At 39.9% G+C, this 15,719-nt stretch carries 13 protein-coding genes; 2 read left to right on the top strand and 11 right to left on the bottom strand.

Going from position 1 to position 15,719, the window contains the following annotated elements; all coding sequences use genetic code 11:
- The first annotated feature begins 262 nt into the window (after positions 1 to 262).
- Positions 263 to 502: an indolepyruvate ferredoxin oxidoreductase subunit alpha gene (locus WAM07_RS05530; protein WP_224892313.1), complete on the top strand. Its 240-nt coding sequence runs from the start codon at positions 263 to 265 to the stop codon at positions 500 to 502.
- Between the two features lie 47 nt (positions 503 to 549).
- Here WAM07_RS05530 and WAM07_RS05525 read toward each other — a convergent pair whose 3' ends face one another.
- Positions 550 to 1,653 carry an NADH:flavin oxidoreductase gene (locus WAM07_RS05525; RefSeq protein ID WP_422165440.1) on the bottom strand — a complete coding sequence of 368 codons (1,104 nt, stop codon included), beginning with the start codon at positions 1,651 to 1,653 and terminating at the stop codon, positions 550 to 552.
- 178 nt (positions 1,654 to 1,831) lie between these two features.
- Positions 1,832 to 3,112 (bottom strand): EAL-associated domain-containing protein, encoded by a 1,281-nt coding sequence (locus tag WAM07_RS05520; RefSeq protein ID WP_422165438.1) that lies wholly within the window; start codon positions 3,110 to 3,112, stop codon positions 1,832 to 1,834.
- 261 nt (positions 3,113 to 3,373) lie between these two features.
- On the opposite strand from WAM07_RS05520, the gene guaC reads away from it, so the two are divergent.
- Positions 3,374 to 4,357, top strand: a complete 984-nt coding sequence (gene guaC / locus WAM07_RS05515; RefSeq protein ID WP_422165436.1) for a GMP reductase — start codon at positions 3,374 to 3,376, stop codon at positions 4,355 to 4,357.
- Positions 4,358 to 4,397: 40 nt separating this feature from the next.
- On the opposite strand, the gene WAM07_RS05510 is transcribed toward guaC, so the two are convergent.
- The 9 genes from WAM07_RS05510 to WAM07_RS05470 all read right to left on the bottom strand — a co-directional run bounded on the left by WAM07_RS05510 (position 4,398) and on the right by WAM07_RS05470 (position 15,292).
- On the bottom strand, positions 4,398 to 5,009 hold the full coding sequence (locus WAM07_RS05510; protein ID WP_422165434.1) for a metallophosphoesterase family protein: 612 nt from the start codon (positions 5,007 to 5,009) through the stop codon (positions 4,398 to 4,400).
- 445 nt (positions 5,010 to 5,454) lie between these two features.
- Positions 5,455 to 5,949, bottom strand: coding sequence for an NUDIX hydrolase (locus tag WAM07_RS05505; protein ID WP_422165432.1), 495 nt, complete (start codon positions 5,947 to 5,949; stop codon positions 5,455 to 5,457).
- Positions 5,950 to 6,403: 454 nt separating this feature from the next.
- Positions 6,404 to 8,443 carry a heavy metal translocating P-type ATPase gene (locus tag WAM07_RS05500; RefSeq protein ID WP_422165430.1) on the bottom strand — a complete coding sequence of 680 codons (2,040 nt, stop codon included), beginning with the start codon at positions 8,441 to 8,443 and terminating at the stop codon, positions 6,404 to 6,406.
- 142 nt (positions 8,444 to 8,585) lie between these two features.
- Positions 8,586 to 8,912 (bottom strand): four-helix bundle copper-binding protein, encoded by a 327-nt coding sequence (locus WAM07_RS05495; protein WP_422165428.1) that lies wholly within the window; start codon positions 8,910 to 8,912, stop codon positions 8,586 to 8,588.
- Between the two features lie 152 nt (positions 8,913 to 9,064).
- The gene (locus WAM07_RS05490) at positions 9,065 to 11,470 is read right to left on the bottom strand and encodes a heavy metal translocating P-type ATPase (protein WP_422165426.1); all 2,406 of its coding nucleotides are present in this window, start codon (positions 11,468 to 11,470) and stop codon (positions 9,065 to 9,067) included.
- A 13-nt stretch (positions 11,471 to 11,483) separates the two neighbouring features.
- The gene (locus WAM07_RS05485; RefSeq protein WP_014643176.1) at positions 11,484 to 11,801 is read right to left on the bottom strand and encodes a metal-sensing transcriptional repressor; all 318 of its coding nucleotides are present in this window, start codon (positions 11,799 to 11,801) and stop codon (positions 11,484 to 11,486) included.
- 275 nt (positions 11,802 to 12,076) lie between these two features.
- Positions 12,077 to 13,363: an ABC transporter substrate-binding protein gene (locus WAM07_RS05480; RefSeq protein ID WP_422165424.1), complete on the bottom strand. Its 1,287-nt coding sequence runs from the start codon at positions 13,361 to 13,363 to the stop codon at positions 12,077 to 12,079.
- Positions 13,364 to 13,605: 242 nt separating this feature from the next.
- Positions 13,606 to 14,598: a LacI family DNA-binding transcriptional regulator gene (locus WAM07_RS05475; protein WP_422165422.1), complete on the bottom strand. Its 993-nt coding sequence runs from the start codon at positions 14,596 to 14,598 to the stop codon at positions 13,606 to 13,608.
- Between the two features lie 187 nt (positions 14,599 to 14,785).
- Complete coding sequence (locus WAM07_RS05470) at positions 14,786 to 15,292, bottom strand: universal stress protein (RefSeq protein WP_422165420.1); 507 nt, start codon at positions 15,290 to 15,292, stop codon at positions 14,786 to 14,788.
- Positions 15,293 to 15,719 lie beyond the last annotated feature (427 nt).

The raw sequence follows: 15,719 nt of genomic DNA, 5'->3' as shown, positions 1-15,719 counted from the left end.
ATAGGAAAGTGTTCAAATGTGGAATTACCCCGAAAGACACGACCAGCATAAGCCGACCATCAAAAGGATGGTGGTTTTTCAATCCGTTGATGAGCGGCTTATGTCTCGAGTGTCTGGGTGATGGAACAAGACGAGTTATTTCCCCACCAACCCTTACCCATATTACGTAACGGACCCCTTTATCTCGAAACTGAGTCTTCAACAAACGGGAGCTTTACTGTAAAATTTAAAGAACTAAAAATAAAAGGAAAGGAGGGCTATTATGGCTTTTGTAATAACCAGCCCGTGCGAATCAGAAAAAGCAGGTGAATGTGTTACCGTTTGTCCTGTAGATTGTATTGCAGAAGGCCCGGATCAATTTTATATTAATCCGGATATTTGTATCGACTGCGGAGCATGTGTGGCAGCCTGCCCTGTAGATGCTATAGTCGAAGAATATGAAATGACACCTGACGAAGAGCCTTATTTGGATAAAGCAGAAAAATTTTTCGGTAATATATAGAAAAAAGCGCCAAATTCCAGTGTGGATTTGGCGCTTTTATTAAAGATTTAATATAATTTTTGGAGCGCTTCTTTATCAAAAGGCAGTAAGTCATTTTCCTGACCTTCGCGCACTTTCCTTACCCATTCAGGATCCATTAATAAAGAACGGCCTATGGCTACGAGATCGAATTCTTCCTGATCAAGTTTTTCAACAAGACCATCGAGACTGGTTGTATTGGCACCAGAAAAATTCGTAAACTCTCCGTCCAGACCAACGGATCCCACTGAAATAACAGGCTTACCTGTTAATTTCTTCGTCCACCCTGCTAGGTTTAAATCAGAGCCTTCAAATTCTGCTTCCCAGAACCGGCGGGTAGAACAGTGGAAGATATCGACACCCGCTTCCACAAGAGGCTGTAGAAAACGTTCTAATTCATCCGGTGTTTCAGCAAGTTTAGCTTTGAAATCATTCATTTTCCATTGAGAAAAACGGAAAATAATCGGAAAGTCGGGACCGACTTCACGACGGCATGCTTTTACCACTTCTACAGCAAACTGAGTACGGCCTAAAAGGTCACCACCATAACGATCGGTACGACGATTCGTATTCGCCCAGAAGAATTGGTCAATTAGATAGCCATGAGCCCCATGAATCTCTATCCCATCAAACCCTAGACGCTTAGCATCCGCTGCGCCTTGAGCATAAGCTTCCACTAATTCACTGATTTCCTGCTCTGTGAGAGGTTCGGTTACTGGTTCACCATCAAGACTCAAACCGGATGGTCCTACCGGCAGAGCTTCCTCATTTGGAAGATCGCCTTTGCTTCTTGTCATCCCTACATGCCATAGCTGGGGTACAATTTTCCCGCCTGCATTATGAACCTGTTTTACAACGTTGCTCCAGCCTTCCAGTGCTTTTTCCCCGTGAAAAACAGGAATACTGGCTCCTGAAACCGAAGCTGGATGATTAATGCCGGTTCCTTCTGTGACAATCAGCCCCACTCCATTTTCAGCACGACGGCGATAGTAATCAGCTACGTTCTGATCTGGAATGTTGTCTGGTGAATATCCTCGGGTCATTGGTGCCATGACCGTACGGTTTTCTAATACAAGGTTATCGCTATTGAATGTTTGGAATAATGGTTCGGTTGATTGATTCGTATTAGTCATTTTTCAAATCCTCCTCTTTCGTTCTTGCAAAGAGTATTATGGCAAATACATGAAGCGAAAGAAAGCAATCTGTTTATATCCAAACAATCCAAAGTGTAATTGAATCTAATAAAACACAAAAATGCTGAACCCCTGTAGGCTCAGCATCTCTACTATTTGTGCCCTGACGGCATCCGTTTTAAATTAGTAAACATTCGTGATCATACAGATAGGAATAACGAATATCAATAAATAGAAAATGCTCAGCTGATAGAGGAAAACTGAATGTTCGAATCATATCCTTCGTTTCAATATCCGAATAAATCTCTGAGAGAATGCCTTTGTTCCATGTTTGCATTTGCATAACGTTTTCTAAGAAATAAGGCCGAAATGCCCAGTTGGAACCTCGCTTATCCGGATCGATCTCCCAGGTGTTTTCATGCTTATTAAAGTTTGAGGAAACTTGCTGACCATCACTGTTGCACACGAACATACGAAAGCTTTCCTCATTAAATTCAGAGGTTGCCGTTTGGATAAATGCATCTACTTTCTTCTGACCTTCCCATTTAGGAAGTAATTCTTTAATTTTCTTTTCCCATAACAGGATATACTTCAGCCTCTGTTCCACGAGCGATTTTTCACGTTTTATATAATGGGCTATTTTAGTACTCACATTTAAAGAAAGGAATTTTGTATCAATAAGTGAAAATTCTGGCCTCGCCAAATAGTGGCCCTGGTAATATCTCCCTCCATGTTTCCATGCGAAGTAAAGCTGAGATTCATCTTCAATGTTTTCAAAAAGCAAAGCAGCTCCTATACGTCTTCCAAGCATGGATAGAGAGTACATTATATCCTGAAATCCATCAGAATTGTGCTGCCTGATTATGGCAGTATTGATCTTTAAAATATGAGGTTCCAGCTGACGAATGCGGTCAATGTTTGAGCTTCTCGCACCTACGTTATCTACTGCAATTTGGATGCCATACGTTTTGTAATAAAGCAGCAAATTGCTTAACACTTCAAATTCCTCATCAAAATCATGTTCTGTCACTTCAAGCACAACCCGTTCCATAGAAAACCCTTGGTTTTGGAACTTGAGCAGCGTGTCTAATAGATCCTCTCCATTATTCACCATTAATTGTTTCGCATTTCGATTGATGAATAATAACCCGTCCCGATTAGATTCAATCATCTGTGAAAGGGCTAATTTCAACAAATGCTGGTCAACTTCTACTTTAAACTCCTCAGGCACATCGTCATCATGGAAAAAGAACCCTAAACTTATCCATTCATGCCCATTATAATATCTTCCCAGTACTTCATAACCGACCACATCATGTCTTATCGCACTTACTACAGGGTGATAAACAGGCTTAATTTGATCCAGATTCCCTACAATATCCAATGGATCCATAGTTCCCCCTCCTGCATGCCGTTCTCTATTTCCAGCTGTATCCATACGTGCTTTCTCTCTATTCATTGTAAAACCCTCATTAATCCTGTCATTATTTATCCACTTCTCCTGTTATTTCTACTTTTATGTAGTAAATTCCTGCATACCACTGATGTAAAGGTAACACTTCCCCATATTATTATAGGAATCTATCTATTTTTCAACAGAATAAAACAATAAAAAACTAACTGAAGTCTTTGACAGAGTAAAATATATACTGTAAATTAACTAATAGACGAACGATTATTTGTTTGTATTTTTAAATATTCGTTTTCAGGAGTGAAAATTATGGAAAATGTATTTGATTATGAAGATATTCAACTTGTCCCTGCTAAATGCGTAGTAAACAGCCGGTCAGAGTGTAATCCAACCGTTATGCTGGGCAGCAGACAGTTTAAGTTACCGGTAGTACCCGCGAATATGCAAACGATTATTGACGAGAAAATTGCTCTATACCTAGCTGAAAATGGGTATTTTTATATTATGCATCGTTTTGATCCCGAGGCCAGATACACGTTTATCAAAGATATGATGGAACGAGATTTGTTCACTTCTATTAGTGTCGGGGTAAAAACTGAAGAATACCAATTTATCGAGCAGCTAGCCTCTGAGAAATTGATACCAGATTATATAACCATTGATATTGCTCACGGTCATTCCAATGCCGTTATCGAAATGATCCAGCATATTAAGCACCATCTGCCTGAAAGCTTTGTAATCGCCGGAAACGTCGGAACACCGGAAGCGGTGAGAGAACTTGAACATGCAGGCGCAGACGCAACTAAAGTTGGAATCGGTCCTGGGAAGGTATGTATTACTAAAATTAAGACTGGGTTTGGTACAGGTGGGTGGCAGCTGGCTGCATTGCGCTGGTGTGCCAAGGCGGCCAGTAAACCAATAATAGCCGATGGAGGAATTAGAACCCATGGTGATATAGCAAAATCCATTCGTTTCGGTGCCACTATGGTCATGATTGGTTCACTATTTGCCGGTCATGAAGAATCTCCAGGAGAAACATTTGAGAAAGACGGTAAACGCTTTAAGGAATACTTTGGGTCTGCATCTGAATACCAAAAAGGCGAAAAGAAAAATGTAGAAGGCAAGAAAATGTATGTTGAGCATAAAGGCAGCCTGGGGGATACCCTGGAGGAAATGGAGCAGGACCTTCAATCCTCCATTTCCTATGCAGGCGGAAACAAGCTGGAAGCATTAAGAACGGTGGATTATGTGATTGTTAAAAACTCAATATTTAATGGGGATCGTGCCTATTAAATGAAAAAAGGAATGAGCTGATTCAGGCTCATTCCTTTCTTTATGTGGCCGTGTACACTTCATGAGACGGAAGTTCTAACAGGGATAACTTTCCTCCGTATACGGCTCCGGTATCTATATCTACCTGATCTTCATAGTAAGCAATATGTCTCACAGGTGTGTGTCCGTGAACAACGGTTTTACCAAGACCTACTCTGGCCGTCTGACGGGTCCAAAGCATCGTTTGTTCTTCCTGTTCCTGAAGAGGAATATGCGGCATTAATCCGGCATGTACGAAAATATATTCTTCCGTTTCATAATAGAGCTTAAGATTATTCTCCATCCATTCCTGATGTTCCCGAAGTTCATCCATGTTTCCATTATAAGACTTAAAAGTTGTGGAAGCTCCGTTCAAATCCCAAAGTTTCTTCGCTTCCTTTTCATATTTAGAGCGTATAAATAAATCGTCGTGGTTTCCTTTAATAGCAATGGCTCCATCATTCTCAACAAGATCAATGACCTTTGCAACTACATCTCTCGAGCAAGGCCCCCTATCTACATAATCCCCAAGCAGAATCAACTGATCTTCCCGTGGATTGTAAGAAGCCTCTTGTAAGACGTCCTCAAACTTTTCAATATCTCCATGTATATCAGAAACTACAAGATAACGCATGGATCAATTCCTCCTTTAACCTGCCGCTAAATTGCAGTAACAATTTCGTAATCTGGAAAAATAGGTACAGGTAAATACTATTTATCTATTTCTTTTTTTGAAGCTCATCAAACCCTTCTGTACCAATTGTAACCTAATTGTAATAGAATCCATTAGAAAACAGGCCTTATCTCCTCTGAAAAAGCCTGGCTTCTATGAATAACCTATTATTGGATGGTTACGTTCGTCGATAGTATTGATTTCTCATGAGGTTGTTATTGAACCATAGGACGGATAGTTTAAGACTCAGTTTCGAGATTTTAGTTTTGATGGAGGTCCTGCGGGGCACAATTCGTTTTATGCGGGCATGTACTGAGCCTCCATTTATCTTGAAACTGAGTCTTACAGCATCGGGAGCTTTCTGGAAAGTCAGCGCTTAAGAATAACGGTGTATTCTGTTAATGCGTTAATTTTTAATATAAGAAGCATATTCCAGAATTTCCTGGCAGATTTCATTCCAGTCGTAATAGTAATGATGTACTTCACTGGGATCTACAAACATTCTTTCTACGGATTCATACTCTCCTCTGAATACGTAAAGATTTTCGATTTCCATTCGGTAAAAAACCTGGTAACCCACTTTGGGATAAAGACTGTAATCATTCCATTTTGGTGTATTACAATGATCAACCACGATATGACCTAAGTGTTTACATTCCCCGGAGACATATCCCTCTTCCATTACTTCACGTTTAAAACACTCCAGAGGGGTTTCTTCTGGCTCCAAATGTCCACCTGGGAAGTCCCACCCTCTGTAATTGAGATTTACTAAAAGCAACCGATCCCCTTTAAAACAAAGACCGTGAACACTTGTAATCAAATTTCTGGCAGGCAGCTGCTTAGCATATCTCCAGGTTAAATTCACTCTCGATGCTCCCCAATTAACATGAATCGTAGTCAATTGACCTCCTCCTCTTTAAGTTTAACTATTCTGTTTATCTATTTAATATAATTATAGATTATAGTTGTTTAAAAAGTCTGACTAATTTTGGCATCTTTTCATGTTAATCCTATTAAATATTTACACGAAGATCGGGATAGAGGTAGAAAAACTTCGAAATTTAATAAAAATAAGTGATCATATGCATCTGCAGAAGGAAAGACATATGCGAAATAAGATTTAAGACGGAGGTATTAGAGCGATAGCTCTAATAGAACCAAATTCGAAAGGATAAGATACGCAGTAGATCCTTTTTGGAGAGGTACCTTATTTTACTGCCGTACAGAATGCCACAGGGGACGAACAGTATCATGGAAAATGATTCTGCACGCCCCCTGGCTTCCTACTATAGTTTTTTGCGTACGAATAATAGAAGGAGATAGCACTTACAAAGCTTTAACCTGCCAAGATCCATCTAATCCGCTTTTAATAACTTTGCATTGATTGCTACTACAACGGTACTGAAGCTCATTAAGATAGCTCCAACAGCTGGACTTAGAACAATTCCAATTGGAGCAAGAACACCTGCCGCAAGTGGAATGGCAAAAATATTATAGCCTGCAGCCCACCATAGATTCTGCACCATTTTCTTATAAGTGTTTTTCGATAGTTTTAGAATGGAAAGAATATCTTTTGGATTGCTTTTCACAAGAACAATATCAGCTGTTTCCACTGCAACGTCTGTACCGCTTCCTATAGCAATTCCTACATCCGCGGTAGCCAGAGCCGGAGCATCATTTATTCCATCACCTGTCATGGCGACTTTTCGCCCTTCATCCTGAATTTTCTTCACTTGATCGGATTTATGATCTGGCATTACTTCCGCATATACTTCGTCTATTCCGATTTGCTTAGCTACCCAGTCTGCTACCTTTTGATTATCGCCTGTAAGCATAACGGAGCGAATGTTGTTTTTCTTTAATTCAGCTACGGTTTCTTTCGCAGACTCACGTACCATATCAGCGAGAGCAATCATTCCTGCATAGTTTTGATCAATTAAAACAAAGACAACCGTTTTTCCTTCTTCCGATAACTCATTAAATGTATCCGTATCGTAAGAATATCCCGCGTCCTGTACGTAGACCGGACTAACCACTTTTACAAGTCTATCTTCCACTTTTCCTTGAAGTCCTTGTCCAGTCATGGACTCAAACTCTTCCACTTTACTTAAAGACACACTTTCTTGTTGAGCTTTATCCAATATTCCTCGCGCAAGAGGGTGCTCGGAGTTTTGCTCAACACTTGCCGCCCAGAACAGCAATTGATTCGTTTCATAGGTTTCCTGAGGGACAATGTCTGTAACGCCGAATTCCCCTTTTGTCAGGGTCCCTGTTTTATCAAAAATAACTGCATCAATATTTCTCGCATTTTCGAATTGAGTACGATTTCTAATGAGCAGACCCTGTTTGGCTGACAAAGATGTGGAAACGGCTACAACAAGAGGAGCAGCGAGCCCCAAAGCATGCGGACAGGTAATAACCATTACAGTGACCATTCGCTCTACAGCTGTATCAAAAGGAAAGCCTAGAGCCATCCATATAATAAACGTACTGATCCCAGATACAAGCGCTAAATAAAACAACCACTTAGCAGCCCGGTTCGCGAAGTCCTGAGCTCTTGACTTAGAATTCTGAGCTTCTTGAACCAGCGTAATAACCTGGGATAAATAAGTGTCATCTCCCGTTTTTTGAACTTGAATGGTCAAGCTGCCTTCCTTATTTATGGAGCCCCCTATAACTTCATGATCTTTCCCTTTTTCTACCGGTACGGATTCGCCTGTCAACATGGATTCGTCTATGGCTGATTTCCCCTCAGTAATAATACCATCAACCGGTATTTTCTCTCCTGGTTTTACAAGTACCAAGTCATCTGCGCCAAGTTCACTAAGTGGCACTTCTTCTGTTTTTCCATCAGCGTTGAGTCGGTGAGCTTCGTTAGGCATGAGTTTTACTAACTCTTGAAGCGCATTTGATGCGCCCATCACGGATTTCATTTCAATCCAATGGCCAAGGAGCATGATATCGATCAAGGTCGCCAGTTCCCAGAAGAAGTTCCGGCCAGTCCAACCAAAAATAACAAGTGAACTATATCCATACGCAACGACAATAGCCAAACCTATTAGAGTCATCATTCCTGGGTTTTTATTTTTAAGTTCATCAATCGATCCCGTAAGAAATGGCCATCCACCATAAAAGAAGACGAAAGTTGCTAATCCAAACAACACATATTGGTCATAAGGAAAGGAAAATTCTAATCCAATAAAGTCCTGGATCATAGGTGACAAAATAAGAATAGGTATAGTAACCAATAAGGAAATATAAAACCTGCGTTTAAAATCCTCAATCATGCTGCCATGATCGTGACCTTCATGTCCGTGGTGATTTCCATGTTCATCATGTTCATAGTGATGCTGTTCTTCACCTTGAAAATCTGAGTGATTATGTTGGTGATCCATCGCTTATTCCTCCTCGTAAAAACATAGGACATTTATACTTTTACCGCGTAGGGGTATTTATAAACTTAGAATTATTCGACTGCACAAAAAATCACAAGCTCTCTTTTAAAGAACTTGTGACCTTTAGCATGTACCAATTTTATTAAGCTATGCTTTTACAAGCGTCTGCACATTTGAAGCACGCTTCTGCACACTTCTGGCAGTGGTCATGATCGTGTTTTTTGCATTCATTTCCGCATGCTTCACACATTTGAGCGCATACACTCGCGAGCTCTTTAGCAAAAGGAGTATCCCTTACTAAGGCCTGCTCAAGGAATCCGCACATATCTGCACATTCGCGATCAAGACGGATGCAATCCACCATATGAGCTACATTGTCTTCTTTTAGACAAGCATCATAGCAGTGATTACATGCTTCCATACATTCGTGGAGAGATTCAATTACGGACTGGTACTGTTCATGAGACATAAATTAAACATCCTCCTTAAAATTGATTACATAAATCCAATTACCCTATACCCGTATCCCGTTAAACTATTTTTTCCATAAAAAATCCAAATTTGTAAAAATACATAGAAAAAAACCCGCCCGCAGGCGAGTTTCTTCATAATCTTTCACACTTATATTTTTACTCTTTTTAGCCGAAGAGCATTGCTGACCACACTGACAGAACTGAAAGCCATAGCCGCTCCAGCTACCCATGGGGCGAGTAAGCCGATAGCAGCAACTGGAATACCGGCAGAGTTATAAGCCAAGGCCCAAAACATATTTTGTTTAATATTGGCCATGGTTTTACGACTTAGCTTGATCGCTTTGCTCAAGTTCTCAAGATCACCGCCGATTAAAGTGAGATCAGCCGTTTCAATGGCTACATCTGAACCTGTGCCAATCGCAATACCAATGTCTGCTGTAGCAAGAGAAGGAGCATCATTGATTCCATCTCCCACCATAGCCACTTTTTCTCCTTTTTCCTGTAGCTCTTTTACCTTCTCAGCTTTTTCTTCAGGAAGAACTTCGGCATAGACCCCGTCAATTTCCACCTGGGAAGCTATCGCCTTAGCCGTTCGTTCGTTATCGCCTGTTACCATGTAAATGCTAAGTCCTAATTCTTTGAGGTCCTGGATCGCTTGCTTTGAGGTTTCTTTGATCGTGTCTGCAACCGCAACATAACCAGCAAGCTCCCCCTCTATAGCAATAAGCATCGCTGTTTTTCCTTCACTCTCATGTTTAGCAAGAATATCCTCAAGCTCGATATAATCAATTGTTTCGCGATTCATTAGTTTTCTTGTACCGACGCAAACCTGTTTTCCGCCTACTCTAGCTTTGATTCCATACCCGGGGATGGCTTCGAATTCCTCCGCTTCCTGCGGCGTAACGCCATTCTCTTCTCCATAATTTACTATAGCTTCGGCGAGTGGATGTTCAGAAGCTTTTTCAGCAGCTGCCAAATAACCAAGGACATCTGTTTGATGGGGCTCGACAGTGTCAAAGTTCGTGACTTCCGGTTTACCTTTAGTAACCGTACCTGTTTTATCAAGCAGAATAGTCGTCAGTCCTTGAGTACCTTCCAAATATTCTCCCCCTTTAAAGAGGATCCCCTGCTCGGCTCCTTTACCTGTACCAACCATGATGGATGTAGGTGTAGCAAGACCAAGCGCACATGGGCATGCAATAACCAGTACTGCTATGGCTGCTTCAAGCGCAGGAGGAAGCTGACCGGGAGAAACGAATGCATACCAGACCACAAATGTAATGACCGCAATGCCAACTACAATGGGAACAAAAATGCCGGATATAACATCCGCTGTCCGTTGAATAGGGGCTTTAGATCCTTGGGCTTCCTCCACTATTTTCACAATCCCCGCGAGGGCTGTGTCTTTCCCTACTTTTTCAGCCTTCATTTGGATCGTTCCATTTTTATTGATGGTGGAACCAATCACTGTTTCTTTCTCATACTTCTCTACAGGAAGGGATTCTCCAGTAATCATCGATTCATCTACAGACGTTGTACCTTTTATAATCGTACCATCTACCGGTATTTTCTCACCTGGTTTAACAAGGAGTACATCTCCTACTTCTACTTGATCCACTGGAACTTTCTCTTCTGTTCCATTTCGCAGCACAGTAGCTTCCTTGGCTTGCAGGTTCAAAAGTTTCGTCAGCGCCTGCGTAGTTCTTCCTTTAGCGAGAGATTCAAATAATTTACCAACCAGGATTAATGTAATCAGAACGGCACTGGTTTCAAAATACAATTCCGGCATGATGTCCGGATTCAACTGCCATCTAATCCCTTCCGCCACACTATAAAAATAAGCAGCGGACGTACCTAAAGCTACAAGCACATCCATATTGGCACTCTTATTCTTCAAGGCCCGGTAAGCGCCGATATAGAAAGGAGCTCCGATATAAAATTGAACCGGTGTAGCTAGAACAAACTGAAACCATGGATTCATCATTAGTTCTGGAACAGGAATGCCCAAATCCCATGGCAAGTGACCGATCATCGTATAAAGAAGGGGTAAAGAAAGAATGATAGACAGGAACAGCTGGCGTTTTTTCCTTTTAAGCTCTTCTTCTTTATAATCTTTCTGTTCTTCACGATCTTTTTTAATTACGGCGTCGTAGCCTAGATCTTTGATTTTTTCTATAATCTGCTCCGTTGAGACTAACCCTGGCTGATATTCAATCACCCCGGCTTCTGTTGTTAAGTTCACAGAAGCTTCTTCAATACCGTTCATACGACTTAACCCTTTTTGGATACGAGTGGAACAGGCAGCACACGTCATTCCGTGGATATCAAGTTCTACTTTATCTGTCAGTACACCATAGCCTAACTTTTCAATTCTCTCTTTAATATCTTGAGGCTGCGCTTGCTCGTTGTTATAAGTGATGGTCGCATTTTCCATCGTTAGATTAACGCTCGCCTCGACTCCATCCATTTTATTGAGGACTTTCTCAATACGGGCAGAACAAGCGGAACATGTCATTCCCGTAATTCCTAAGTTCATTTCTTTTCGTTCACTCATGCATTGATCCTCCTTATTTGGAGAACTGTTGGACAACCTTCATCAATTCATCAATGGCTTCTTCGCCTTCACCTTTTCTAATCGCACTGGCTACACAATGATGCGTATGACGCTCCATTAATGAATAGCCTACTCGGTTCAAAGCTTTGTTAATAGCCGATATTTGAATAAGAGTATCCACACAGTACCGGTCTTCTTCCACCATCTTTTGTACACCGCGAACTTGACCTTCGATTCGCTTTAATCGATTAATGACGGATTGTTTTTCTTCATCTGTCCTAGGTGTAACCGGCTTTTTCCCACTATTTTCTGGTAAGGTATTATCTTCCATTTTTTCTCGCTCCTTCTTAATCAATATACCCCTTATGGGTATTTAAAGTCAACAAATTAACTCTAAATATAAGAGGTTAATTTCTTTTATTTTTCATAATTACCAAATTCAATTAGCTTCCTTATAATTGTGAAAGGAATTGTTGATTTCCCTACCCCAATAATAGTCGTTAGGATAAGTTTCGACAAATATTGAAGGTTTATTTTTCAACTTTTTCCTTAATTCCATGAAAAAAAGACCATCCAGTATATTACTGAATGGTCAATCAGCTCATTTTATTGTTGTTGGTCTATTTTTTCCCATTCCTTTTTGGAGTCAGATTCAAGTTCCTCCCAGGTGATTTTGTCACTTAAATATTTTTGTACATTTCCCCCGAGATAATCTCCCCATGTGCCCGGATATCCAAGAAATACCCAGCCTGTCGTTTTTTCATCCGATGCATACTGATAGATTTCTTGTGAAATTGGATCAGCGATTTTTGAGGTATCAAATTCTTTATAAGCAGGAATAAATTTAAAGTCTTGCAGAACAGCTTCTTTACCCGCTTCTGAAGTGTACATCCAGTCAATAAAATCTTTAGATGCCTCAATGATTTCATCGTTGCTGTTTTTGTTTACAGCCCAGTAGTTTGGAATTCCTACAGGCAGTTTACCTTCTTGTCCTTCCACCGGAATAGGAATAATCCCCATATTACTTTCAGCGAATTCTGGGGCAAGTTGATGAACAGAAGGATAAATCCAGTTCCCCTGCTGAATCATGGCTACCTCTTCAAGCGCAAAGTATTTCTCTACTTGTTGGGAATAGTCCAGGTTCAGTGTTGGTTGAATCGAATAATCCACCTGTAAGTCGATCATTCTCTGAAATTCTTTTCCTTTTGTAAACTCTACAGATTCTGCTTCATAAGCTTCTAAAACAGATTGATTGAACTCAGGCGCTAAATAAACATTTGATAAGTGGTTGCCCGGCACCCATTTTTCCTTTCCTGGAAAGGCGAAAACTTCTCTAATGCCTAATTGATCTTTTTGGCTATCGAGTGTTTTTACAGCTTTCTCTAGATCTTCATAGGATTTAATCGATTTTGCATCGATGCCTGCTTCTTCAAATACTTTCTTATTATAGATGAAACCGTATCCTTCCTGATTAAAAGGAAGACCATGTACTTCCCCATTTTTGGTGACTGGTTCCAATGATCCCTTAAGAGCGAGTTCCTTTGCTTTTGTATTCGATAAATCCGCCAAATACTGTTCATAATTAGCCGCTTCGGTCGGTCCAGCAATACTGAATATTTCCGGTTCCTCCCCAGAAGCAAATTGTGTTTTAAGCGCACTGGCATAATCAGACCCTCCGCCCACACTGTTAATCTTAATATCAATCTTCGGATTCTCTTCTTCATATTGTTCAGCCAATTCTTCAAACTGATCATTAAATTCTACTTTCCCTTGAAAGATTTCAATGGTCATTTTATCTTCTGAATTATCCGAGCTTCCCCCTGAAGAGAACGAACACCCCGCAAGCAACGAACCTGACAATACAATTGGAGCTAATAACTTAAAAGTATTCATCGTTTTCATCCTTTCCTTATATGATATCGGTTTCATAAAATCCAAAAAATCTCTTCACCACTTCGGCCTTTATTTACCAGCATTATAAATCAGCGATAATAACGGTCATCCTTCCCATAAATATGATATCGGTTTCATATAGGCCAAAATATTAATTCCTGATTAAGACTAATCAAGAATTAATTTGTATTATACGGTACTATGAAATCGTTTTCAACAACACATTTAAAATTTTCATAAAATTACGTAGATTCTCTTTCTATTAATTGAATGGGCAGTTGAACTTCTTCAACCATACTGTCTTTATTATTCAACTTCCTGATCAATAGTTCTACAGATTTAATTCCCATTTCATCAATGGGCTGTTTAATCGTGGTCAGTTTGGGTTCTACGATTTCGGCAAGGGGCTGATCATCAAAACCAATCACGGCTAAATCATCCGGAATCTTTAAACCATTTTCTTTTGCTTCGATAATAATTCCTGCCGCTACTTCATCACTGCCCGAGAAAATTGCTGTAGGTTTATCGTTCATAGATAAGATTTCCTTCACAACTTTTTTTCCATCTTCAATGGAATGTCTCTTAATAAAAATCCAGCTGGGATTAGGACTTAACTGGTGTTTATCCATAGCTTTTTGGTAGCCTGTATTTCGATCAAGGTCACGACCGTATCCAGCAAATAATCCCCCAGTACAATAGGCGATTTTTTGATGTCCTTTGTTAATTAGATGCTCCGTACCCATATAAGCGCCCTTCTTCTGATCCAATCTTACATTAGATACAGAAGACTGATTTACGTATTCATTGCAAAGTAGGATGGGACCATATTGCATGTAAGGTTCTATTGTCTCCCAATCATTTTCTATTGATGTCATAATAATCCCGTCTACCTGCCTATTTTTTAACAAGTTAAGAAAGTATAATTCCTTATCTTTGAGATTATTGCTTTGGAATATAATAACTTGGTAATTATTTTTAAAAGCTTCCTGCTCAATAGAGTTTACTAAATAAGAGAAAAAAGGATTCACAATCCGTGGTACAATTACACCTATGGTATTCGATGTGTGGCCTCTTAATCTTCTGGCGGAGGGATTTGGATAGTACCCGATTTCTTCCATGGCCTTTAATACTTTCTCTCGTTTTTCACTAGATATATAAGGATGATTATTAATCACACGTGAAATCGTTGATTTTGAAAGCCCTGTAATCCTTGCTACATCTGAAATCGTTGGCATTCCAATTCTCCCCTCTGTTAATCCTTTTATGAAATCAGTTTCATACTCATTTTACCCTTTACCTTGTGAAAAATTCAATTAAATTTTATATCGTCTTTTAATCCTTTATTATCAGACCTTTTGGTATAATCCATTAAGAGGCTCTATATCCAAAAAGAAGTCCGGGCACGCCGCCCGGACTTCTTTATTATTTTACAATTAATACGGGAATATCCGATTCTTTAGCTACTTTTTCACTCACACTGCCGATCACAAATTTCTTAATCCCGCTGTGACCACGACTTCCAATTACAATTAAATCTGCTTCATGAGTGGAAGCAAAATTACATAATTGATTCACTGGATCGCCTTCCAGCCATTCATATTGAACAGGGAGTTGTTCACGTTCAAGTTTTCTTTTGACCTCTAAAAAAATGGGGTGGTTACCTGCGTAAGCCCTTGGCTCACTTTGCAACACTTCTTTATCACTGATTCGCTCCTCAGAGCCCCCTACGTACGCGCCTCCTTCTTCAAGCGTCATGTCATTACGCATGGTCATCCTAAAACCTGTATTATTTTTGTATTTATCCTTTTCCTTCTCTACAAATACCACAGAGATTTGTGATTGCTGGGTTCTGCTTAATTCTACTGCATGAGTCAGAGCTTTCTCGCTTCCTTCTGAGCCATCAAATGCTACGACTACTTTTTTATACATTAAACTTCATCCTTTCCAATATTGAATAAGGAATATCCAGCATCACCCATGTCTTAGAGGGCTTATTTAGTATATACCCGCTGTATCCTGAATTAATTTTATAGTTAATTAACAATTGCATAACAGATTATGTAAAACTTTAGTCTTCAATGTTAATCAGTCCTTGTCTTTTATAACTTTCTCGTCTATTATATTTCTTTTGTAAAAGCTTTTCTCTTAAAATCTGAATAGTGAATAGCGTTTCTAAGGCAGTAATGCGGAAGTTGTAAGTAGGGAGCCCTTTAATCTTCTTATTCCAATTCTTATAATTATGCTTTGTTAAAGTTTATGATAGATTTTTTACAAGAGGCTTATTACGCTAAAGGGCCGTTTAGTTGAAGACTCGATTCCGAGATATTGGGTGGAGAAGTGGCTCCAGGGAACGGCT

This window comes from Halobacillus sp. (assembly GCF_049282395.1).
In the GTDB taxonomy this organism is placed as follows: domain Bacteria; phylum Bacillota; class Bacilli; order Bacillales; family Halobacillaceae; genus Halobacillus.
The sequence above is the reverse complement of the archived record's forward strand: the minus strand, read 5'-3'. Positions and strand labels throughout refer to the sequence as shown.